Source organism: Chryseobacterium elymi, assembly GCF_003385495.1.
Taxonomy (GTDB): Bacteria; Bacteroidota; Bacteroidia; order Flavobacteriales; family Weeksellaceae; genus Chryseobacterium; species Chryseobacterium elymi.
This window is the reverse complement of the sequence record NZ_QNUH01000015.1, coordinates 56,116-78,571: the sequence shown is the minus strand read 5'-3', so window position 1 is coordinate 78,571 and position 22,456 is coordinate 56,116. Positions and strand designations below refer to the sequence as shown.

20 protein-coding genes are annotated in these 22,456 nt (G+C 38.7%); 4 read left to right on the top strand and 16 right to left on the bottom strand.

Features of this window, described 5'->3' with window-relative positions:
• The first annotated feature begins 5 nt into the window (after window positions 1–5).
• From DRF60_RS15945 to DRF60_RS15930, 4 genes are all read left to right on the top strand, one after another.
• The gene (locus DRF60_RS15945; protein WP_116012994.1) at window positions 6–998 is read left to right on the top strand and encodes an endonuclease/exonuclease/phosphatase family protein; all 993 of its coding nucleotides are present in this window, start codon (window positions 6–8) and stop codon (window positions 996–998) included.
• A 72-nt stretch (window positions 999–1,070) separates the two neighbouring features.
• A complete protein-coding gene (locus tag DRF60_RS15940) occupies window positions 1,071–2,045 on the top strand; it encodes an endonuclease/exonuclease/phosphatase family protein (RefSeq protein ID WP_116012993.1) in 975 nt (324 codons plus the stop codon).
• A gap of 4 nt (window positions 2,046–2,049) precedes the next feature.
• The gene (locus DRF60_RS15935; RefSeq protein WP_116012992.1) at window positions 2,050–2,409 is read left to right on the top strand and encodes a hypothetical protein; all 360 of its coding nucleotides are present in this window, start codon (window positions 2,050–2,052) and stop codon (window positions 2,407–2,409) included.
• A 27-nt stretch (window positions 2,410–2,436) separates the two neighbouring features.
• Window positions 2,437–2,817: a hypothetical protein gene (locus DRF60_RS15930; RefSeq protein WP_116012991.1), complete on the top strand. Its 381-nt coding sequence runs from the start codon at window positions 2,437–2,439 to the stop codon at window positions 2,815–2,817.
• An 85-nt stretch (window positions 2,818–2,902) separates the two neighbouring features.
• Here the strand turns inward: DRF60_RS15930 and DRF60_RS15925 are convergent, their stop codons facing one another.
• The 16 genes from DRF60_RS15925 to mraZ form a co-directional block, all read right to left on the bottom strand.
• Window positions 2,903–4,417 (bottom strand): GH3 auxin-responsive promoter family protein, encoded by a 1,515-nt coding sequence (locus tag DRF60_RS15925; protein ID WP_116012990.1) that lies wholly within the window; start codon window positions 4,415–4,417, stop codon window positions 2,903–2,905.
• A 105-nt stretch (window positions 4,418–4,522) separates the two neighbouring features.
• Window positions 4,523–4,933, bottom strand: a complete 411-nt coding sequence (locus DRF60_RS15920) for a BrxA/BrxB family bacilliredoxin (protein ID WP_116012989.1) — start codon at window positions 4,931–4,933, stop codon at window positions 4,523–4,525.
• Window positions 4,934–5,387: 454 nt separating this feature from the next.
• Window positions 5,388–5,834: a GatB/YqeY domain-containing protein gene (locus DRF60_RS15915; protein WP_116012988.1), complete on the bottom strand. Its 447-nt coding sequence runs from the start codon at window positions 5,832–5,834 to the stop codon at window positions 5,388–5,390.
• 111 nt (window positions 5,835–5,945) lie between these two features.
• On the bottom strand, window positions 5,946–7,859 hold the full coding sequence (gene ftsZ, locus DRF60_RS15910) for a cell division protein FtsZ (RefSeq protein ID WP_116012987.1): 1,914 nt from the start codon (window positions 7,857–7,859) through the stop codon (window positions 5,946–5,948).
• A 112-nt stretch (window positions 7,860–7,971) separates the two neighbouring features.
• On the bottom strand, window positions 7,972–9,354 hold the full coding sequence (gene ftsA / locus DRF60_RS15905) for a cell division protein FtsA (protein WP_116012986.1): 1,383 nt from the start codon (window positions 9,352–9,354) through the stop codon (window positions 7,972–7,974).
• Between the two features lie 90 nt (window positions 9,355–9,444).
• Window positions 9,445–10,398: a cell division protein FtsQ/DivIB gene (locus DRF60_RS15900; RefSeq protein WP_116012985.1), complete on the bottom strand. Its 954-nt coding sequence runs from the start codon at window positions 10,396–10,398 to the stop codon at window positions 9,445–9,447.
• 76 nt (window positions 10,399–10,474) lie between these two features.
• The gene (murC, locus tag DRF60_RS15895) at window positions 10,475–11,848 is read right to left on the bottom strand and encodes a UDP-N-acetylmuramate--L-alanine ligase (RefSeq protein WP_116012984.1); all 1,374 of its coding nucleotides are present in this window, start codon (window positions 11,846–11,848) and stop codon (window positions 10,475–10,477) included.
• A gap of 61 nt (window positions 11,849–11,909) precedes the next feature.
• The gene (gene murG / locus DRF60_RS15890; RefSeq protein ID WP_116012983.1) at window positions 11,910–13,019 is read right to left on the bottom strand and encodes an undecaprenyldiphospho-muramoylpentapeptide beta-N-acetylglucosaminyltransferase; all 1,110 of its coding nucleotides are present in this window, start codon (window positions 13,017–13,019) and stop codon (window positions 11,910–11,912) included.
• Between the two features lie 33 nt (window positions 13,020–13,052).
• Window positions 13,053–14,291: an FtsW/RodA/SpoVE family cell cycle protein gene (locus tag DRF60_RS15885; protein ID WP_111954388.1), complete on the bottom strand. Its 1,239-nt coding sequence runs from the start codon at window positions 14,289–14,291 to the stop codon at window positions 13,053–13,055.
• 95 nt (window positions 14,292–14,386) lie between these two features.
• Window positions 14,387–15,712 carry a UDP-N-acetylmuramoyl-L-alanine--D-glutamate ligase gene (gene murD / locus DRF60_RS15880; protein WP_116012982.1) on the bottom strand — a complete coding sequence of 442 codons (1,326 nt, stop codon included), beginning with the start codon at window positions 15,710–15,712 and terminating at the stop codon, window positions 14,387–14,389.
• A gap of 75 nt (window positions 15,713–15,787) precedes the next feature.
• Window positions 15,788–17,029, bottom strand: a complete 1,242-nt coding sequence (gene mraY, locus DRF60_RS15875) for a phospho-N-acetylmuramoyl-pentapeptide-transferase (protein ID WP_111953817.1) — start codon at window positions 17,027–17,029, stop codon at window positions 15,788–15,790.
• Between the two features lie 20 nt (window positions 17,030–17,049).
• Entirely contained in the window at window positions 17,050–18,510 is a 1,461-nt protein-coding gene (locus DRF60_RS15870; RefSeq protein WP_116012981.1) for a UDP-N-acetylmuramoyl-L-alanyl-D-glutamate--2,6-diaminopimelate ligase, read from the bottom strand.
• A gap of 65 nt (window positions 18,511–18,575) precedes the next feature.
• Window positions 18,576–20,567, bottom strand: a complete 1,992-nt coding sequence (locus tag DRF60_RS15865) for a penicillin-binding transpeptidase domain-containing protein (RefSeq protein ID WP_116012980.1) — start codon at window positions 20,565–20,567, stop codon at window positions 18,576–18,578.
• Entirely contained in the window at window positions 20,551–20,916 is a 366-nt protein-coding gene (locus tag DRF60_RS15860) for an FtsL-like putative cell division protein (protein WP_040992842.1), read from the bottom strand. The genes DRF60_RS15865 and DRF60_RS15860 overlap by 17 nt, the downstream gene beginning before the upstream one ends.
• Before the next feature lie 120 nt (window positions 20,917–21,036).
• A complete protein-coding gene (gene rsmH / locus DRF60_RS15855; RefSeq protein ID WP_116012979.1) occupies window positions 21,037–21,930 on the bottom strand; it encodes a 16S rRNA (cytosine(1402)-N(4))-methyltransferase RsmH in 894 nt (297 codons plus the stop codon).
• 42 nt (window positions 21,931–21,972) lie between these two features.
• Complete coding sequence (mraZ, locus tag DRF60_RS15850) at window positions 21,973–22,431, bottom strand: division/cell wall cluster transcriptional repressor MraZ (RefSeq protein ID WP_116012978.1); 459 nt, start codon at window positions 22,429–22,431, stop codon at window positions 21,973–21,975.
• Window positions 22,432–22,456 lie beyond the last annotated feature (25 nt).

The following is a 22,456-nucleotide window of genomic DNA, read 5'->3' as shown; positions in this document are numbered from 1 at the left end:
CATCTGTGAAAGTCTTCCGTCTTATTATATTGATCCTGCACGTAGGCGTTTTGTTCCTGCTGCTTTGTACTTTTCTGAATGCCTATGTTCCGCCTAAAATATTTCCGTGGTTCAATCTGCTTTCCCTGGGTTTTCCCATTTTTATCGCCATATATGCAATATTTACGCTTTTCTGGCTTTTCAGCTGGAAAAAGAGAACTTTTGTATTTATGCTGGCCGGGCTTATTTTTTTGAACCCAATGCAAAGATGGGTGAATTTTTCCTCTGGTAAAAAAGAATCAGCAAACCTAAAGGTCATTACTTTTAATGTCAAAGCTGGATTAGTGGGAGCTTCTGAAATTGAAAAATTTCTGAACAATGCCAACGCGGATGTGGTCATGCTGCAGGAGGCCGGTAAAAACGTTTCTGTTAAAGATACGGAAGTGATTAACAAGAATGGGATTCTTAAAATCTTCTCAAAACATAAAATTATAGATTCCAAAGAGCTCATCAAGAGTGATTACGAAAATAATAATGCTTATGCTTCCCAGGCAGATATTGAAATTAGAGGAAAAATATACCGTTTTATCAATATTTATTTAGAGCCATTTAAATTTGAAAAGGGGATGATCAAAATAGATGGAGTCAAAGAAGAAGATGAAAGAAAGCTGAAAAATATTGTGAAAAGGCTTATTCCGGTTTTTAAAAAACATCAGGACCAGGTGAGAGTGGTTAAAGATGGGATTGAAAATTCTCCCTATCCTGTGATTGTTATGGGAGATCTTAATTCCGTTCCCAATTCTTACGAATACTATCATTTATCTGAAGGGCTGGAAGATGCCTTCCTGAAAGCAGGAAAAGGAAGTGCAACAAGCTTCCATGACTATAAATTTCCAATAAGAATAGATTATATTTTTACTTCAAAAAGCATACAGCCCATTACCTATAAAGTGGATCGGACTATAAAGCTTTCAGATCATTATCCGGTGGTGGGAACATTCTCCATTAGCAATGAATAATCATAAAATTAGTTAAAGTAATAGGCTTGGTAAGGTTTTTGATAAAATAAAGGTATCCTAGACCGTTACTTCATGAAGCTGAGCCAATTACTGCTGTTTATACATATTGCTGTTGCCGTACTGCTGTTGTGCACATTAAGCAATGCATGGATTCCGCCTAATTTTTTAGGCAGCCTTAACCTGCTTTCCCTAGCATTCCCATATCTGATTTTAATCTATATTTTGCTGACGCTTGTCTGGATTTTCAAAGGAAAAAAAATTGCTATTGCTTTTGCATTGGGTAGCCTTCTTTTTTATAACCCGGTAAGAAGATGGGTGAATTTCTCTCCAAAAACAGAAAATTTAAAATCGATCAGAGATATTAAAGTTCTTACATTTAATGTGAAATACGGAGATTTCGGCTGGGACAAGGTGAAAAAGTACATTACAGATCAGGATGCAGATATTATTCTTGTTCAGGAAAAAGACACCAACAGGGCAATACAGCGTGATATGATAAAATATCCATCGGTTATTCTGAAAACAAAACATAAAATCTTAAGACAGGAAGAGCTGCTTGACGATAAGGCAAGAGGAAACTCTTTTTATGCCGATGTAGACATTAACGGAAAGATCATAAGAGTAGTTACGGTTTATCTGGAACCTTTCAGGCTTCAAAAGTCAATGCTTAAATTTGATGGTTTTGCAAATATAGGAGGGAAGATTACCAATTTTCTTTCTCATATGACACCTACATTTAAAGCTCATGAAGCGCAGATCAGAAAGATCAGAAAAGTAATTGATTTTTCACCTTATCCGGTAATCCTGGCTGGTGATTTTAATTCGGTGCCTAACTCCTATGAATACTATAATCTGGGGAAAAATCTTCAGGATGCCTTTGTTACTGTAGGAAATGGTGCTTCTACCAGTTTTCATGATTATAAGATACCACTTAGGATCGATTATATATTCACTTCAAAATCTATCATTCCTTTAAGCTATAAAGTGGATCATGCTGTAAAATTATCGGATCACTATCCTGTAATTGCAGAATTTCTGCTAAATTAGTTCCATGAAAAATTTTCTGTCTGCAGTTTTTATGGTATCACTGTTATTAAAGTCCTGCTCAAAGAAAGAAACCTCGGGTTTCGCCGCCGATCAGGACATGAAAATTCATTATGATACGGCAGCTGTGGATTCATTTTCAGCAGGAGCAACATCAATAGATATTGTCCGCAAGATCAGAATGTCCTCACAGAAATACCAGGATTCTATAAAACAGGCCGAAAAGCTTCAGAAAAAAGAGCAGAAGCTGAAAGAAGAGCTTGAAAAAGAAAACAAAAAGAAGCTGGAAGAGGAAAGGAAAAAGACGGAAGCAGAGAAGAAGCAGAAAACGGCCGACAGCCCGCCAACCAACGGGGCAAAAACATAATAAAAATACATTAAAAAAATATACAATATGAAAAAACAAATTTTAGCAGCAGCTGTAGTGGCAGTACTTGCTGTATCATGCACAAAATCAACGACCAAAACAGAGCAGGTTGAAAACGCAGACGGATCAGTAACAACTACTACAACTACGGTTTCAGAAACACCTTCTGCTCTTATAGATACCACTAAAATAGATAAAGCTAAAGAAGATGTGAAAACTAAAGTTGATGCAGCCGGAAATAAAATAGACGATGCCGCTCAAAAAGCTAAAGAAGATATTAACAAAGCAGGAAAAGATCTCAAAGCCGGTGCTCAGGAAGTTGGACAGGATGTAAAGAATGCTGCTGCAAAAGGAGCTGCTAAAGTAGAAGAAGGGGCAAAAAAGCTGAAGGAAGATCTAAATAAATAGTGAAATACTATGATACAGAAAACGCAGTCGAAATTTTGACTGCGTTTTTTTATGTCTTACAAACTCCTTTAAAGGAAAGATGTTATTACTTGTTAAGATCCAGCAAAGGATCTATATACTCTCGATCGTTACTTAGTCTCGGGACTTTATTCTGGCCGCCAAGCTTGCCTTTAGATTCAAGCCAGTGGTAGAAAAGATCAGGTTTTGCAATGTGAACAATCGGTCTTTTCAATGTCAGATTATTATATCTTTTGGCTTCATAATCCGAATTGATCGTTTTTAGATGATGATCAAAAGCATCAGTAAAACGTTCCAGGTCATCCGGATGGCGGCTAAATTCGAAGATCCATTCATGGGCGCCACTTTCATTTTCTTTCATGAAAACAGGAGCTCCTGTAAAATCGGTAATGCTTGCACCGGTTACTTCACAGGCTTTGGTAAGGGCAGATTCCACATTGGTGATCATAAGTTCTTCTCCGAACGCGTTGATATAATGTTTGGTTCTTCCCGTAATTTTTATTCTGAAAGGGCTGGTTGAGGTAAACACAACGGTATCCCCAATCAGATATCTCCACAATCCTCCGTTTGTCGTAATTACCATTGCATAGTTTTTTCCCACTTCAACATCTTCCAGGCTTACGACTTTCGGATTGGAAAAATGAAACTGGTCCATCGGAATGAATTCATAAAAAATACCATAATCCAGCATCAGCAGCATTTCATCACTGTCCGATCTGTCCTGTATCCCGAAGAAACCTTCGGAAGCATTGTAAATTTCGTAGTAATTGATCTTTTTTCCGATGATCTGGCTGTATTGGTCCTTGTATGGCTTAAAGCTTATTCCGCCGTGAAAAAAGACCTCTAAATTGGGCCACAGCTCAGAAATACTTCCGCTGCCTGTCTCTTTTAAAACCCTTTGAAGAAGGACCATCATCCAGCTCGGCACTCCGAGGATGCTGCCGACGTCTTCATTCTTTACTTCAGAGGTGATGGCTTTAAGCTTACTTTCCCATTCAGCCATCAGGGAGACTTTTTTGCTTGGTGTTGTGGTGATCTCTACCCAAAAAGGAAGATTGTCAATTAAAATAGCGGAAAGGTCTCCGAATTTGGTGTTGAAATTTGCATGAAGCTCAGAACTTCCGCCCAAACGCAGATTCTTATTGGTGAATAGCTGGTTTTCGGGATGGTTATTAGTGTAGATGGAAACCATATCTTTTCCCGCTTTCATGTGACAGTATTCAAGGCTTTCTGCAGAAATAGGGATAAACTTGCTCTTGGCATTTGTGGTTCCCGATGATTTTGCAAAATGTTTGATGTAACCAGGCCAGCTTACATCCTTGTGACCCTGCCTCGCTTTCTCAATATAGGGTTCAAAATCTTCATAAGCAACGATCGGAACCTTATTTTTAAAGTCCTGATAGCTTGAGATCGAATTAAAGCCGTATGTTTTGCCGTATTCAGTGTCTTCAGCATGAAATAATTGGGAAAAGAGTATACCTTTCTGAGTTTCAATGGGATGATCCATGAAATTCTGAATCTGGTCTATTCTTTGGCGGATAAACCAGTTGACCACAGTATTGAAGAGTGCCTTTGTTGCCATTTCAACAAATATAATAATATTTGGATTTTTAGAGAATTTTTAAGGTGTTAAATAAAAAAACCGCTACAAATTATGTAACGGTTCAGTATTTAGGTCTATTATTTCTTAGCAATACTCATCAAAAGCTGCCTGAAGATTGGCTGCAATAGCGCCTGCAGGATTACCTTCAATGTGATGTCTTTCCAGCATGTGAACCAATTCACCATCCTTGAAAAGAGCTACACATGGTGAGCTTGGAGGGAATGGAGCAAGGTGTTTTCTTGCTTCTGCTACAGCTTCCGTATCAAATCCTGCAAAAACAGTTGCTAAATGATCAGGTTTTTTGTCTCCTGTCAAAGAGTATACAACTCCCGGTCTTGCTGCTCCAGCCGCACATCCGCACACTGAATTAATAACCAATAGCGTAGTTCCTGGCTGCTTTAAAGTCTCTTCTACCTGCGCTGGAGATGTTAAATCTTCGAAACCTTTATCTGTAAGTTCTGCCTTCATAGGCATTACTAAATCTGTTGGATACATATATTTTGTTTTTTTATCGATACAAAGTTAAACAATTCTTTGCGTTTGTTCAATATATAAAAACTATCAATGCTTTAGTCATAAAAAATTAATACAATATTAATATTTCAATAATATTCAAAAAAACATGAAATAAAATTATGAATAATGATAATTATTTATTAAATTTGAAATGATTCTGAAAACAACTGACCATGAAAAAAACATTTACTGCTTTCCCTCGAGCACTCAAATTATTTAACACCACCTGATTTTCAGCAGTTAAGTAGAGGCTTCTTCAGTTTTGAATAATGATAGACTGAATTAAATATTATGAATATCCAAAATGAATCCCGGAACGCTAGCGTTCCGGGATTCTTTAATCAAATCGATATGCAAAGGTTGGATATCCTGGTTTTAAGGCTCGTGCCTCATGTTTCGGGCAATATACCCGAATCTTGTGATGCGTATCCGTCTAAGAAAGCAGCTTCTTAGCCATTTCTGAAATACTTTTTCCGTCAGATTTTCCTGCCAGCGCTTTTGAAGCAGCTCCCATTACTTTTCCTAAATCTTTGGCAGACTCAGCTCCGGTTTGGGTAATGATATTCTTAATTTCTGTTTCCAGTTCTTCCGGACTCAGCTGTTCAGGCAGAAATTTCTCAATGACTTTCATCTGCGCTTCTTCCACTTCCGCAAGGTCATTTCTTCCTTGTGCAGCGAACTGTTCGAAAGAATCTTTACGCTGCTTAATCATTCTCTGCAGGATAGCAATTTCCTGTTCCGCAGAAACTTCAGCGCCTCTCGCTTCCGTCTGTAGAAGTAAGATCTGAGCTTTTACAGCTCTCAGAGAATCCAGAGCAACTCTGTCTTTTTCTCTCATAGCGGTCTTAATAGCTTCACTTATAGTATTTTCTAAACTCATGGTTTTAAATTTAACAATGTATCAATGTAACAGTTTACCAATGAGATGCTTCACAAACTCAGCATGACGGTTGTATTGTTACATTGGTACATTTTACATTGTTATATTAATTTAATCAACATCTTTATTTAAAAATCTGTTTTCTTTCACCTGCATAGACCCATTGTTGTCAGACAGATATGTGTTGATATTCTGGTCTGATGCATTGGTTCCGTCAATAGCAATATTTTTTCTCTTGAAAGCAGGAACAGATTCGAATTCACTTGTACTGTCAAAGCTTTGATAGCGTGAATTGAATTCTTTTAATTTATTTCTTCTCTCCGAAATTCTTTCCTGATCCACTGCTTTATTCACAAAGGTGAATTCTGATTCGGAGGATTTTGGAGTTTCAATTTCTGTTTTTTCCTCAAAAGCTGGTTTTGTTTCAGCTTTCGGTTCTTCCTGTCTTGTCTGGAAGATAGCTTCAGCTGCCTGAACCGGAATTTCTGTTACTGCACTGGCAGGAGCTGTAAACTCTGCTTTTGGCTGTCCGAAGTCTGTTTTAGGCTCATTAGATGAAGGCTGATTATTGACAAAGAAACTAAATTCAATTGGCTTTTCATCAGAGAAAGCACGTGTTGCCGGAGTAGATGGAGTTTCATCTTTTCTGGCATCAAAATCAAATTTAAAAGATTCGATTTCCAGATCATTAGGATCTTCTCCCTCTTCGTCATCATGAGAGAACAGGCTGTAAGACTCTTCTTCCGCTTCTTGCTCATTTCTCCAGCTATTCTGTGTATCTTCCTCTTTATCAAAGAATTTTATTTCGGTTTTAATTTCTTCTTCTTTAATACTCATTTTTTTTTCAGAAGAAGTCATACCGAACTGTGGAGCATCATTGTCTTCGTCATCCAGTCTGAACGTGTGTTTTCCTCCGAAATCACGAGTTGTTTCAGAAGTAGCATCTCTTTCTTCCCTTGTCTTAAAAGGAGAAGCTTTAGGAGTCTCTAAACTGTCGTTGAGACTGATTCTTATTTTTTCTGTAGGTCCGGCGAATCTCTTGCTGTCATTTGAAAAACCTGTAGCGATGACAAGAACGCTTACAGAATCTCCTAATTCCTCATCAGCACCGACCCCGAAGATAATATCTGCAGTATTTCCGGCTTCTTTCTGGATGTGGTCCATAATGACCCCGATCTCATCCATGGTTACTTCTTCCGCACCACTTCTGATCAATAGAAGAACGTTTTTAGCTCCTGTTATTTTGTTGTCATTCAATAACGGAGAGTCCAGTGCTTTTTTAACGGCTTCTTCTGCTTTGTTTTCTCCTGAAGCAATTCCGGTAGACATCAATGCCGTGCCGGAGTTCTGAAGGACAGATTTGGCATCTCTAAAGTCAATGTTTACATCAAAGTAACCGGTAATAACTTCTGCCATTCCTTTCGCGGCATTGGTTAAAACTTCATCGGCTTTTGAGAACCCCTGCTTGAAGCCAAGGTTTCCGAACTGCTGTCTTAGTTTATCATTATTGATTACAATCAGTGAGTCAACATTATTTCTTAGTTTTTCAAGACCTATTTCGGCCTGTTCAAGTCTTCTTTTGCCTTCAAAGCTGAAAGGAACGGTAACGATACCTACCGTAAGAATTCCCATATCTTTGGCTACTTTGGCAATAACCGGAGCTGCTCCTGTCCCGGTACCACCACCCATTCCGGCTGTGATGAACACCATTTTGGTATTCTGCCCCATGGATGCTTTGATCTCTTCGATGCTTTCAATAGCAGATTTTTCCCCAACCTCAGGATCTGCTCCGGCACCAAGACCTTCCGTGATGGTAGTCCCCAGCTGTACTTTGTTGGCAACAGGGTTATTGTCTAAAGTCTGGGCATCGGTATTACAGACCACGAAATCTACTCCGTAAATACCTTTCTCGTACATGTGCTTCAAGGCGTTGTTTCCACCGCCTCCTACACCGATAACTTTTATGATGGATGAATTTCCTTTTGGCAAATCAAATGAAAATCCTTGTGTACCTATATTTTCCATAACTATGCTTTTTATAATTGATGATTGACGAATGATAACTGATGAGTGATAAACGGGGTTGGCAATATGCATTTTATTTATCAATTATCAATAATCTTCTATCATTTATATTTTACTCTACTTCTTCAAAGAATTTTTTAACTTTTTCCATAAGCGACTGCCCGAAAGTCAGTTTAGCTCTTCTGTTTTCCTGCTGCTCACTAACAACGGATTGATCCTGAACTATTGCTGCCGGCTGAGCCTGCTGAACTGTTTCTGTCTGTGCCGGAGCAGTTTCAGCTTTAGCTAATTCCTCTTCAACAAGTTCTTGTGTTTCTGATCCCTGTTTTTTGTCGCGGATCTTTAAACTTTCCATCAGCAAGCCGATTGATGTAGCAAATTCCGGGCCTTTCAGGTACTGGTTTTTATCGTTGGCAATATATTCGTTCGCAAAACCGATTCTGCTGTCAAAACCTGTTGTATAATTGGCAAGCTGACGAAGGTGTTTTAAGTTGGATCCGCCTCCTGTAAGGACAATCCCAGCAATCAGCTTTTTCTTTTGTTCAAATGCCCCGTAAGCTTTTAATTCTGTATTGACCATTTCCAGGATCTCTTCTACTCTGGCATTGATGATCTGAGCCAAAGTTTTAAGGGAGATTTCCTTATCTGGTCTTCCGTGAAGGCCTGGAATAGTAACAAATGTACTGTCTTTTTCTAATTCAGGAACTGCAGAACCGAATTTTACTTTCAACTGTTCTGCATGTTTTTCTATAATAGAGCAGCCTTCTTTGATGTCTTCTGTGATAATTCCGCCTCCGTAAGGAATTACGCAGGTATGACGGATGATGTTGTCTTTAAAGATCGCAATATCTGTGGTACCACCTCCGATGTCAACAATGGCAACACCGGCTTCTTTTTCTTCTTTCGTTAATACGGCTTCGGAAGAGGCTAAAGGTTCCAGGGTAAGGGCCTCCATTTCCAGACCAGCTTCTCTTACACATCTTGCGATGTTTCTGATGCTGCCCATTTGTCCTACTACCACGTGGAAATTAGCTTCTAAACGTTTTCCGTGCATTCCTACCGGCTCCTGAATTTCACCTTCGGAATCCACTTTATATTCCTGTGGAAGAACGTGGATAATTTCTTCTCCGGGAAGCATGACAAGCTTTTTTACCTGATCTTTCAGTGCTTCGATGTCATCGTCTGTAATAAATTTATCCGGATGCTCACGCATAATATAGTCGGAATGCTGCAGAGAACGTATGTGTTTTCCTGCAATACCTACCGTCACTTTACGGATAGGAACTCCTGCGCTGGATTGTGCTTCAGAAACGGCGGCCTTGATTGAATTAATGGTTTGTGATATATTATTCACAATACCTTTATGAACTCCAAGACTTTTGGCCTTTCCAACCCCGAGAACTTCTATCTTCCCGTGTGCATTCCTCCTTCCGACAATCGCGACAATCTTCGTTGTCCCAATGTCCAGACCTACTGAATACTCTTGATTTTCCATTTTATGTCGATTTGATTTTTTTCTACTTTTTCCTTGTTTGTCAACTGGATTTTATTCCAATTTTATGCTAAATTGTCCATCTGGACTTTTTTATTCTATTTTTACTTTTGCCTTAGGTTTTTTGGCCTCCGGCTTCTTCTCTGTTTTTTTGGTTTCCTTTGGCTTGGTTGTCGTTTTTGGTTTTATTTTTTCCTTCGGCTTTGTTGAAGGTGTTTTTGTTGTAGGTTTAGGCAGAACATCAGGCTTTTTAACTGCTGGCAGAGCCGGGACTTTCGCCAGTTCCTTATTCCCTGCTTTCAGAATACTATCGTTTTCTTTGAAATAAGGATTTAAAGTGGTTACAATCTGGTTCTGGTATTTTACAGAAACCATGCTGTATTTTTGAGGATCCTGGAATACAAGATATTTCTCTACAAAGGTCTTCAGACCTTTTACTTTAAATTCAATATTATCAAGATCTCCTATTTCCACTTTATAATTTCCGTCGCTGGTCAGAAGATTATAATCGTCTTTGTCTTTTGAAATTCCGATAAAGAATTTTTTACTGAAATCGTCTTTATCAATTTTTTCAACCAGTTCGGCCAGTTTTTGATATTCATCCGGCTTTACATTCCCTGTTACCAGCATGCAGGGATGCGAATAGGTTTTGGAAATAGGAAATTCGGTACCTTTTTCATCTACATAGAAGTCTCTTCCATCTTTATTCAGTCTGAAAACAGGAACTCTCTGTTTGATATCAAGGTACAGTTTTCCGTTCAGGTTTAAATAGACATTGGCACTGTCTACGGCCGGAAGTGAATTGATCTTCTTTTCAAGTGTGGGAATATTCAGATCTCCTACTTTCCCGGAAGGATTTTCTTTTTTTACAATTTCCCGGATATCTTTTTCATCAATGAAGTATACGGGTGCTTTTTCATTCATTTTTACAGAAATCTTATTGTCCGTGATCTTCTGGCCGCTGAATCTCTTCAATGAGAAACTCAGCAGTAATCCGAGGATGATCACTGTGACAGCAATTTTTAATATTCTGTATTTATTTTTCATATATTTTGTACAATGTAAAAAGTACAGTGTACTATTGTATTCTAATTAGTTACTTTATTAATGATCTCTGTACTTTTTACATTGTACTTTGTACAGAAGAATTTATCCATTCTGCAATAGGATCATACAGGGTGTCAATATTTCCTGCGCCTACGGTGAGAAGGATGTCAAATTCTTTTTCTTTTATTTTTTCAAAAGCACCGGACAAGTCCGATTTCTCTTTTTTATCTGAATTTACTTTTTCCAACAGCCAATCAGAGGTTATTCCTTCGAAATTTTCCTGAAGCTCTCTTGCAGGGTAGATATCAAGAAGGATCAGTTCATCCGCTTTGCTTAAACTTTCTGCAAATCCGTCCGCAAAATCTCTTGTTCTGCTGAAAAGATGCGGCTGAAAGACCACCAACAGCTTTTTATCCGGGTAAAAGGTTCGGATTGACCCCATTACGGCATTGATTTCCGTTGGGTGATGGGCATAATCATCGATGTAAATTTTACCGTTAGAATAAATATGCTTGGTGTATCTTCTTTTAATTCCTTTAAAATTAGCAATAGCTTTTTTCAGTGTTTCAAAATCTACGCCTAAATTGTGAAGGATAGCTAATGCTGCTGTAGCATTTTCCACATTATGGATTCCCGGGATCTCCCACACGAAATCTTTGATGGTTTCAGAAGGGGTATGGAAATCAAAATAAATTTTGTCATGTTCCATTCGCAGATTGTCTGAATAATAATCTGCCTCTTCATTGACAGCATAGGTTTTATGATCTCTGCCAACATCCAGTCCTTTTCTTACAAAAAGCTGTCTGCCATTCGGAACAAGGGCTGCAAACTGCTTGAAACCTTCTTCAATCATATTTTTATCACCGTAAATATCCAGATGGTCTGCATCGGTAGAAGTTACTACTGCCCAGTCAGGAGAAAGGTTCAGGAAGCTTCTGTCATATTCATCTGCTTCTACTACGGAGTATTCTGTTCCGTTATATAAGAAGTTTGATTTAAAATTCTCAGAAATACCACCTAAAAAACATGAAAATGGAAGGTCGGCTTCTTTACACAGGTGAGAAACCAATGTAGAAGTAGTTGTTTTTCCGTGTGTTCCGGCGACTGCAATGCAGTCTGTATTTTCTGTAATCAGGCCTAAAACTTTGGCTCTTTTTAAAACTTCAAACTGATTTTCATTCAAATAATCTAAAATCCCAAGCTTTTTTATTGCCGGAGTATAAATGACCAATGTATTTTCTGCCTGTAAAGAAGTGATTTTATTATCTATGACATCTTCAAAAACAATATCAATTCCTTCACTCATCAATTGCTGAGTGAGTTTGGTGTTGGTTTTATCGTAGCCCAAAACTTTCTTGCCCGAAGCATGGAAATAGCGCGCCAAAGCACTCATCCCGATACCTCCGATTCCTACGAAGTAATAATTTTGATATGTTTTTAAATTGTTCATTCCTTTTTGTATTAATGTATTTTGTAAAATGTATTCATGTATGTTTCGTCGTTAATACATTTTACATTGTACTTTTTACAGTTTTAAATATCTCATCCACAATCTCTTTTGCTGCATTGGGTTTGGCAAAATATTCCATGTTCTGAGACATTTCACTTCTTACCTTCTCACTGCTGCAAATCTCTTCCAGTGTATTCCAGAATTTGTCCTGCACTTCAGAGTCTTTTACCATTCTGGCTGCATTTTTTTCGACCAGATTCATGGCGTTTTTGGTCTGGTGATCTTCCGCAGCAAACGGGAATGGTACCAGAAGAACCGGTTTTTTTGCTACTCCCAGCTCTGAAATAGCGATAGCTCCGGCTCTCGAAACAATAATATCTGCTGCAGAATAGGCCAGTTCCATATCTTTGATGAATTCCAGGATCTGAATGTTTCTGCTGTCACTATTTTTTGTTTCTTCTACAATATCTTTATAATCAAGCTTTCCTGTCTGCCAGATCAGCTGATAATCTTTTTCGATTACTTCATTTAAGTGAGATTTCCATGCATTGTTTAATGTTCTGGAGCCTAAAGAACCACCTACTGAAAGTATCGTAAGCTTATCTTTGCTCAGTCCCATTTTTTCTTTTGCCTGGGCGGTTTCCTGCATTCCTGAAATAATATTCTCACGAATAGGATTCCCCAGGAATTTTATTTTTTCAGCAGGGAAGCCTTCCACTTTCGGATAAGCTGTGAAAACTGCTTTGGCTTTCTTGCTTAATATTTTATTCGTTACACCGGCATGGGCATTCTGCTCCTGGATGAAAATTGGAATTCCCAGTTTACTGGCTTCATATAAAGCCGGCCCGCTTGCAAAACCCCCTGTTCCTACCGCAAAATCAGGAGCAAAACCTTTAATAATCCTTTTTGATTTAGATAAGCTTTTCAAAATTTTGAAAGGCAGCCCTAAATTCGATAATATATTCCCCCTGTTGATTCCGGCGATATCAATTCCTTCTATTTTATAGCCTGCCTGCGGAACTTTTTCCATTTCCATTTTTCCGTTGGCCCCTATGAACAAAAATTCGGTATCAGGAAATCTTCTTCTGATTTCATCTGCAATAGCGATAGCCGGGAAGATGTGTCCTCCTGTTCCGCCTCCGGATAATATTACTTTTAGTTTTTTGTTCATTTTTATTGTCTTATTGATACCGTTTGTTTTGAGTTAAGCGATATCATTAATTTCTGCTACACTTTGTTTTTTGCCCATTCCTTCTTCATCGTATATCTGGATTCTTGAGCTTATATTTAAAATAATTCCAAGCTGGAGATAGGTGACCAGCATGGAGGTTCCTCCATAACTTATCAATGGCAGCGGCTGTCCTGTTACCGGGATCAGATTGACTGCTACAGCAATATTGACAGAAAGCTGAATGAAGATCATCACCCCGAGACTGAGCACGAGCAGCGACCCGAAAAAGGCGGGCATTTTACTGGCAATCATCACAATTCTGATCATCATAATAAGATAGAGACAGATCAGGAAAGCGGCACCAATAAGCCCATATTCTTCTACAATCACGGCAAAAATAAAGTCGGAGGCGGACTGTGGAAGCATTTGCTTCAATGCACTTTTTCCAGGCCCCATTCCGGTAATTCCACCATGAACAATAGCGGCTTTGGCCTGCATTACCTGGTAGTTTTTGGCTTTCACGCTTTCGTCATCTACATCAGCTGTTTTTGCTTTGCTGGAGGTAAATGTTTCGATACGGCTCATCCAGGTATGCACACGGTTACCGCCGATGAGGTTGGTATTTAATGCAATAATCAGGAAGAGAACAATGGCTACAAATGAGGAAGATATGAAGCCTGCAATGTATTTCCAGTGAAGCTGTCCTATAATCAGAACAATAACAGAAACCAGCAGGATCATCAATGCCGTGGAACCGTTGTCTTTTGCCACTAAAACAAATACCAGCAGGATAGGTCCGAATATGTACATAATGTTCTCAATCGGAAGTCTTTCTCTGGTTATTTTCTTGGTCAGATACCTGCAGAGATAAATGACGAGCATTAAAAAGGCAAATGACGATGGCTGGAATGAGATCGGTGTACCGGGAATTTTGAGCCATCTTGAAGCACTGGCCCCATCAATGGTTTGTCCTGTAAACATGGTGACAACGAGAAGCACAATCATTAAGCCGAGCAGGATACTGCTGAGCTTACCGATGTACTCATATTTTACCATTCCAACGACTCTCATGATCACCAGACCCAGAACTACAAAGAACATATGTTTGATAACGTGGCCTGTAGTGGTCCCGTTATTAACGATATATTCCAGATTTGAACTTGCAGAATATACCGGGAAAATAGAGAAAATGGAGATCACAAGGATGACCATCCAAAGTACTTTATCGCCCTTTAGCAGTTCTATTCTGTTTTCTGTGTTCTGTTCGTCCATATTTTTTTGTATTCATGTATTGATGTAAAATGTATTCATGATTTTACAGTAAGCCTTGATCATTAATACATAAATACATTACTACTTTTTACATTTTACTTTAATACTTGTTCTTTAAACTGTTTTCCTCTGTCTTCATAGCTTTTGAACAGGTCAAAACTTGCGCAGCATGGGGAAAGCAGAACGGTATCTCCGCTTTTTGCCAGTGATTTTGATATTTTCACGGCTTCTTCCATGCTTGAAGTATCATAGATAAATTCTTTTTTGTCTTTAAAGAAGTTTATGATCTTCGTATTGTCTATTCCCAAGCAGACAATTGCTTTTACTTTTCTTTTAACGAGATCCTCAATTTCCGAGTAATCGTTTCCTTTATCTAAACCTCCTACGATCCAAACGGTTGGAGTCTTCATGCTTTCTAAAGCATAGTAGGTAGCGTTTACATTTGTTGCCTTACTGTCGTTGATATATTTTACACCATTGGTTTCTGTTACGAATTCAAGTCTGTGCTCTACTGCCTGGAAGGTCATTAATGAATTTCTAATACTTTCATTGTTGATTTCCAATATTTTACCGGCAATAGACGCGGCTAAGCTATTGGCCACATTGTGGTTTCCAAGAAGGGAAAGCTTGTCAATTTTCATTGAGAATTCGTCCTTCATTTTTACCACGATTTCATCCTCATTAATAAAACCACCTTCAACCAATTTTTCTTTTGTGGAGAAAGGGATCATTTTCGCCTTTATTTCCAGCTTTTCAAGGATATTTTTACTCATTTCGTCATCTTTGTTGTAGATGAAAAAATTGTCATTTTCCTGGTTTTCCGCAATTCTGAATTTAGCTAAAGCATATTCTTCATAATTGTAGTTGTACTGATCCAGGTGGTCCTGAGACAGGTTCAGCAGCAGGGAAATATAAGGTCTGAAGTTCTGAATATCATCCAGTTGGAAAGAGCTTACTTCCAGAACATAATATTCATGATTTTCATCGGCAACCTGCTTTGCAAAGCTGTATCCTATGTTTCCTCCCAGACCTACGTTCAGTCCGTCATTTTTCAGGATGTAATAGATCAGGGAAGTTGTTGTTGTTTTTCCGTTGCTTCCTGTAATGGCAATGATTTGGGCATCAGTAAATTCTGAAGCAAATTCAATTTCAGAGGAAAGTCTTATTCCTTTTTCATGAATTTTGTGAACGATATCTGCCCTTTTGGGAATTCCCGGGCTTTTTACAATCCAGTCGGCATTTAAAATCCTTTCTTCGTTGTGGTTTCCTTCTTCAAATTCAATTTCATTTTCGGCTAAAAACTGCTTGTAGTTATCCTTAATAGCTCCTTTGTCTGAAAGAAAAACTTCCAGACCTTGTTTTTTCGCTAAATAAGCAGCTCCGCATCCGCTCTCTCCACCTCCTAAAACAACTATTTTCATATTTATTTTTTTGTAAAATGTAAAAAGTATTAATGTAATTTGGTTTTATTTTTAATACTCTTACTTTGATAAAATTTATCTCATTTTTAATGTGATCAGACATACAATAGCCAGCATTACACCGATGATGATCATTCTGTTTACGATCTTACTCTCATGGAAACCACCTTTCTGATAATGGTGATGTAATGGTGACATTCTAAAAAATCTGTTATTCTGGGCATATTCCAGCCCATATTTTCTTTTTCTGTATTTGAAAACAACAACCTGCAGCATGACAGACACGTTCTCAATCAGGAAGATCCCGCATAAAACCGGAATCAGGAGTTCTTTTCTTAAAATGATGGCTAAAACAGCAATCACTCCGCCGAGCATTAAACTTCCTGTATCGCCCATAAAAACCTGGGCAGGGTAGGTATTGTACCAGAAGAAACCAATCACGGCACCTACCATAGCTACTGCAAAAATGGTGGTTTCGCCCATATTAGGGAGGAACATGATATTGAGGTAATCTGCAAAAATGATGTTCCCGGAAAGGTAGGCGAACAGTGCGAGGGTAAGCAGTATGATGGCACTGGTTCCTGCTGCAAGCCCGTCTATTCCGTCTGTAATATTAGCTCCGTTTGATACGGCAGTTACAATGAAAATAACAATTGGGATAAAGACAATCCATGCCCACTCATGGGCATCTTTATCATTCATCCAGAACAGAATTCCACTGTAATCGAACTCGTTGTTTTTTGCAAACGGAACGGTGGAAACGGTGATCTTTTCTGTAGGCATAAAGTTCTGTTCTACATTATTCCTGTTCACCACTTTTGCATCCGCATACTTTCTTTTAACGGTAATATCCGGGTGGAAATACATTGTAATTCCGACAATTAGCCCTAATCCGACCTGGCCTACAATTTTAAATTTTCCGCTCAGACCGTCTTTGTTTTTTTTGATTTTCTTTAAATAATCATCTACGAAACCTATAGCACCCATCCATAACATGGAAACAAGCAGCAGAACGATATAGACATTGGTAATTCTGGTAAAAAGAAGCACCGGAATGATGGTTGCGATAATAATAATAAGTCCTCCCATGGTAGGAGTTCCTTCTTTCTGCTTTTGTCCGTCCAATCCAAGGTCACGCACCAATTCACCCATCTGTTTTGATCTCAGATAATTGATGATCCTTTTTCCGTAGACCAGGGCAATGATAAGAGAAAACAACACAGCGATACCTGCACGGAAAGAAATGTATTTCAGCATTCCCAATCCCGGTATGTGGATTCCCTGACTGGTTAGATATTCGTATAGATAGTATAGCATGTTCTTTTTTTAATCTAGTTTTATTTGCTCATTAACTTCCAAAGTTCGTTGATCGTTTCTTTGTCGTCAAAATGATGTTTCACACCATTAATGTCCTGATAGTTTTCATGCCCTTTTCCGGCTACTAACACTATATCTCTTGGTTCTGCGAACCTGATTGCCATTTTTATAGCCTCTTTTCTATCCGGAATTGAAGTATATTTGCTGAAGTTCTGAGGTTCAACGCCTGCTTCAATTTCTTTGATGATCTGGGCGGGATCTTCGGTTCTGGGATTATCTGAAGTGATGATTGCCAGCGTTGATTTTCTGGTGGCAATATTTCCCATTTCAGGTCTTTTGGAGTGATCTCTGTCGCCCCCGCATCCGAAAACGGTGATCAGTCTTTCGTTTTTCGTTCTGATATCATTGATGCTGTCCAGAATGTTTTCTAAAGCATCCGGAGTATGTGCATAATCCACGATGAAGAAAATACCTCCATCTGATTTGAATGTTTCAAATCTTCCGGAAACTCTTTTCAGCTTGCTGATCGCCTGTAAAATTTCATTCTGCTCGAAACCAAGCTCGGAAGCAATTCCGAAAACCAGCAGTAGATTATAAATATTAAACCTTCCTGTCAGTGTGGTCCAAAATTCTTTTCCGTTGAAGTTCAGCAGCATGCCGTTGAAATCAATTTCTAAAGATTTTCCGTGGTAATCGGCTAAGGTTTTCAAGGCATAGGACTTTTTGTTTGCTTTGGTGTTCTGAAGCATCACCATGCCGTTTTTGTCATCTACATTGGTGATGACAACAGCAGTATCTTCAAGTCCATCAAAAAATCTTTTTTTTGTTTTAAGATATTCGTCGAACGTTTTATGATAATCTAAATGGTCGTGGGTAAGGTTGGTGAAACCTGCCACTTTAAAATGCAGGCCTTCAATTCTGTTTTGGGCAATTCCGTGAGAACTTACCTCCATGAAAGCAAATTCGCAACCTTCTTCAACAGCCTGGGCTAAAATTTTATTGATGGTAATGACATCCGGAGTGGTATGTGTTGCAGGAATTACTTTATCACCGATTCTGATTTCCACTGTAGAAAGCAGTGCAGAATCGTACCCCAGGTTTTTGAATACATCAAAAAGAAGGGTAGATACAGATGTTTTTCCGTTGGTTCCGGTAACTCCGATCAGTTTAAGCTTTTGTGACGGATTTCCATAAAAATTGGATGCCAAATGTCCCAATGCTTTAGATGAATCTTTCACCTTGATGTAGGTGACACTTTCATCCATAATTGCTGGAAACTCTTCACATACAATAGCTTTTGCACCTTTTTCAACAGATGATGCAATGTAGGAGTGTCCGTCTGCAACGGTTCCTCTCACTGCTACATAGAGTGAGCCTTCCGTAACCTTTCTGCTGTCGAAAACCAATTCGGAAACCTCACGGGTATCTTCGCCGTGAATTTCTAAAACTGGGATTCTTTTTAATAATTCTGTTATTATCATTTTATATATGACAGGAATTTTTCCTATCCTTTATTAATCGTCTTTTTGGACTTGTTTCTGTTATTTTAATTCTGCAGAGACAAATAAATTCTCTGGTTTTTGCTGATTATGGTGCCCTCCAGCGGGAACTGTTCTTTGATCCGTCCAACTCCTTTATAATCAACTCTATATCCTAAATTTTCCAATTGAGGGATAATGTTTTTACCTATCAGTCCAACTACGCTTGGCATTTGTTTGTTGTTTACGGCTATTTTTACATTAGGCTCAACCATTTTATTAAGGTCTACCTTTCTGTCTACCAGCATTTCTTTTTCAATATTCTGCGGTGTTTTCAGGAAAGTTTTTCCTGCAATTTCCTTAAATACCGGTGCTGAAACAGCTCCACCATAAAACCCTTTTGCTGTATTGGGCTCACTGATCATCACATAGCAGGTATATTTGGGATTATCAGCCGGATAAAATCCTGCGAAAGAAGCTCTGTACTTCATCGGGCCCGGTAACCAGTATTCAAATCTTGCGGTACCTGTTTTTCCTGCCATTTTCAGGTTGGGAGTGAAGATGCTTCGTCCCGTTCCTTTTTCTACGGCTTTCGTCAGTGCGCTGGTCATCATTTTAATCGCTTTTTCTGATGCCATTTTGTTGACCATTACTTCGGGCTTTGCAGTGTACACTACTTTTCCTTCTTTCATGATCTTGTCTATGAACAGAGGTTTAAGCATTTTACCGCCATTAGCAACCCCATTATAAAAGGTTGTTAGCTGTAACAGGTTGATATTTGATGAATATCCGTAAGAAATAGAAGCCAGCGTTGCCGCATTCCATCTTTTGTGCTGTGGGGTTAGAATTTTCGGTTTTGTGATTCCCGGAAGCTCAATATCCATCTTGTCGAATAATTTCCATCTTCTGAGATGATCAAGGAAGATCTGTGGCTTTTCTGCATAATATTTTGTAATCAGCTTTGCCGTTCCCACGTTACTTGATTTGGCTAAAACATCACTTATATCGTAAGTTCCCCCGCCGTGGCCGTCTGAAATTCTCTGTTTGGCATAAGTCCAGACCCCACCGCCTACATTCACAGTTGTATTTTCATCAATAAAGCCATCGTCCATTGCTGCTAAAAGTGAAATGGTTTTAAAGGTTGATCCCGGTTCGATATTGTCTTTTAAAGCATAGTTATAAGAATCTTCATATTCTCCCGAGTCCATTCTTCTCAGGTTGACAAGAGCCCGTACTTTTCCGGTTTCTGTTTCCATGACGATCACTGTTCCGTGTTTGGCTTCATAAGTGATCAACTGTTTTTCCAAAGCGGAATGGGCAATGTCCTGAATTCTAAGATCTAAGGTGGTGTATACATCTTCTCCGTCTACAGGTTCTTTTACTTTCCAGTAATCGATGGGCTTCCATTGTGAAGAGTTGATTCTTTGCTCTAATCTTTTTCCGTCGGTTCCTGTAAGGTATTTTGAAAAAGCACCTTCAAGACCGGCTTTCACTTCGCCGTTATCTATACCAATGGTTCCTGCTCCAATCTCTGATGTAGCCAGTTCTCTTTTATAATTTCTGTCGACAATAAAACCGCCTTTGTTTTTTCCTTTTTTAAAGATCGGAAAGTTTCTGATTCTGTCGTACTCATCAAAGTCGAGGCCTTTAACCAAAGTGTAGTATTGGTTTTTCTTCTTTTTCTGTTCGTCAAATTTCTTTCGGAATTCTCCTCTTGGCTTTCCGAACATTTTGCTCAAAGAATCTGTCAAAGCGCCAATATTGTTGCTGTAGATGGTATCCTTCATTGTTTTAAAATCAAGATAGATATCATAGCGCATTACGGTAGTAGCCAGAATAGACCCGTCTGAAGCGTAGAGATTTCCGCGGGCAGCCTTGAGGGTAGCTTCGCGGTAGTTTTTATTAATGTAATCGTCTTTAATTTCCTGAACATTCGTGTTTTGCAGGATTACAATCCTTGCAAGAAACATCACAAATACGCACAGAACTCCTACAGCGAAGAGGTAGCCCCACCTTAACGTTTTTTTACGTTTGTTATCGTATTCATTTTGTTTTTGCATCTGTACTATCCAGTTTTATTAGCAGCTTATGGGGGTGGTTTTCCAAAGTCATCAATGAGTCCTTTGCCACTTCTTTCCCCAGTTGCGATTCCATTTTTACTTTGATCAGCTTACTCTGGGCGTAAGCGTTTCTCGATTTATATTCTTCTGTTTCTTCTTTTAAAGCATTGACAATTTTGATCTTCTTGTTGACGAGGTGATTGCTATAGATCATCGCCATCATGAGGACGAACAACAGTAAAAAATACTTGTAATGAGTTTTGATCTCATCACGGTTCAGAAAATTTCCTTTTATAATATCTATAAAAGTGAGTTTCTTCTGAGGGCGGTTTGTTGTTCTTTTTGCCAATTTGTTTATGTCAATTTGTTTGCAGTGAATCCGCTTTGCTTGTCAATGGTCAATTTCTTATGAATCTTTATTCACTTTTCACTTTTCACAATTGACAATTCACTTATTCACCATTCACTTTTATACTTTAATTCCGGTTCTCATTTTCGCGCTTCTTGCTCTTGAGTTTTCCTCAATCTCCTTATCATCCGGGATGATCGCCTTACTTTTAAGCAATTCGAATACCTTTTTATAGTTTCCATAGATATCTCTCTGCTGTTCTCCTTCAAACATCCCGTTTTTCAGGAATCTTTTTACCAGACGATCTTCTAATGAATGGTAAGAAATCACAACAAGCCTTCCGCCGGGCTTTAAAATATTCAGAGACTGAACGAGCATTTCTTTCAGGGCCTCAAGCTCCTGGTTAACTTCTATTCTTATTGCCTGAAAAAGCTGTGCATAGAATTTATTCACCTTATGAGGCGGGAGGTAGCTGAAAAGCTTTTTCAGATCTTCTGTCGTTGTAATGGTTTTCGCTTTTCTGTGATGGACAATATCTCTTGCCAGCTTTCTTGCTTCTCTCAGTTCACCGTAATGATAAAAGATATCGGCAAGCTCTGTTTCCTCATATTCATTGATCACCTTTTTGGCATCAAGATTCTGCATCACGTTCATTCTCATATCCAGAGGAGCGTTGTTTCTTGTAGAAAAGCCTCTTTCTGCTTCATCAAACTGATGGGATGAAACGCCAAGGTCTGCCAATACTCCGTCTACCTGAGAAATTCCATACATCAGCATAGAGTTTTCCAAAAACCTGAAATTCTGATTCACTAATGTAAACCTTGGATCATCAATTGTATTTTTAAGAGCATCCAGATCCTGATCAAAACTGAAAAGTTTTCCCTTTTCTGAAAGTCTGCTCAAAATTTCTCTTGAGTGGCCTCCTCCTCCAAAAGTGCAGTCCACATAAATTCCGTCAGGATTCGTCACCAAATCATCAACGCTCTGCTTCAATAAAACGGGGTTGTGGTACATACTTAATTGTGTTTTTACCTTGCTTTTTACAACAAGTGTGGTTTATTCTTCATCAAAAGAGCCCATTACATCTTCGGCCAGGCTTGCAAAATCAGCTTCGTTGGTAGAAATCACCTTTTCATAGGTTTCTTTATCCCAAATTTCAAAAAGCTCTCCTGCGCTGGTAATTACAGTATCTTTCTGAAGGTTTGCAAAATGAACCAGATCTTTTGAGATCTGAAGTCTTCCTGCGTTGTCCAGTTCTACTGTTTTTACCCCTGCCGTAAACATTCGAATGAAATCAGCATTCTTTTTAATGAATCTGTTTAGCTTGTTAATTTTGCCCATCAGTTTGTCCCATGCATTCATAGGATAAACTTCAAGGCAAGGTTGGAACACAGATCGCTTGACTACAAACGCCTTATCGTCGAAGTTTTCCATCTGTTTGATCAGGGAGGAGGGAACTTTTAAACGGCCTTTGTCGTCAATTTTACACTCATATGTTCCAATGAAACTTTTCATTTGGGACAAATTTATATAATAATTT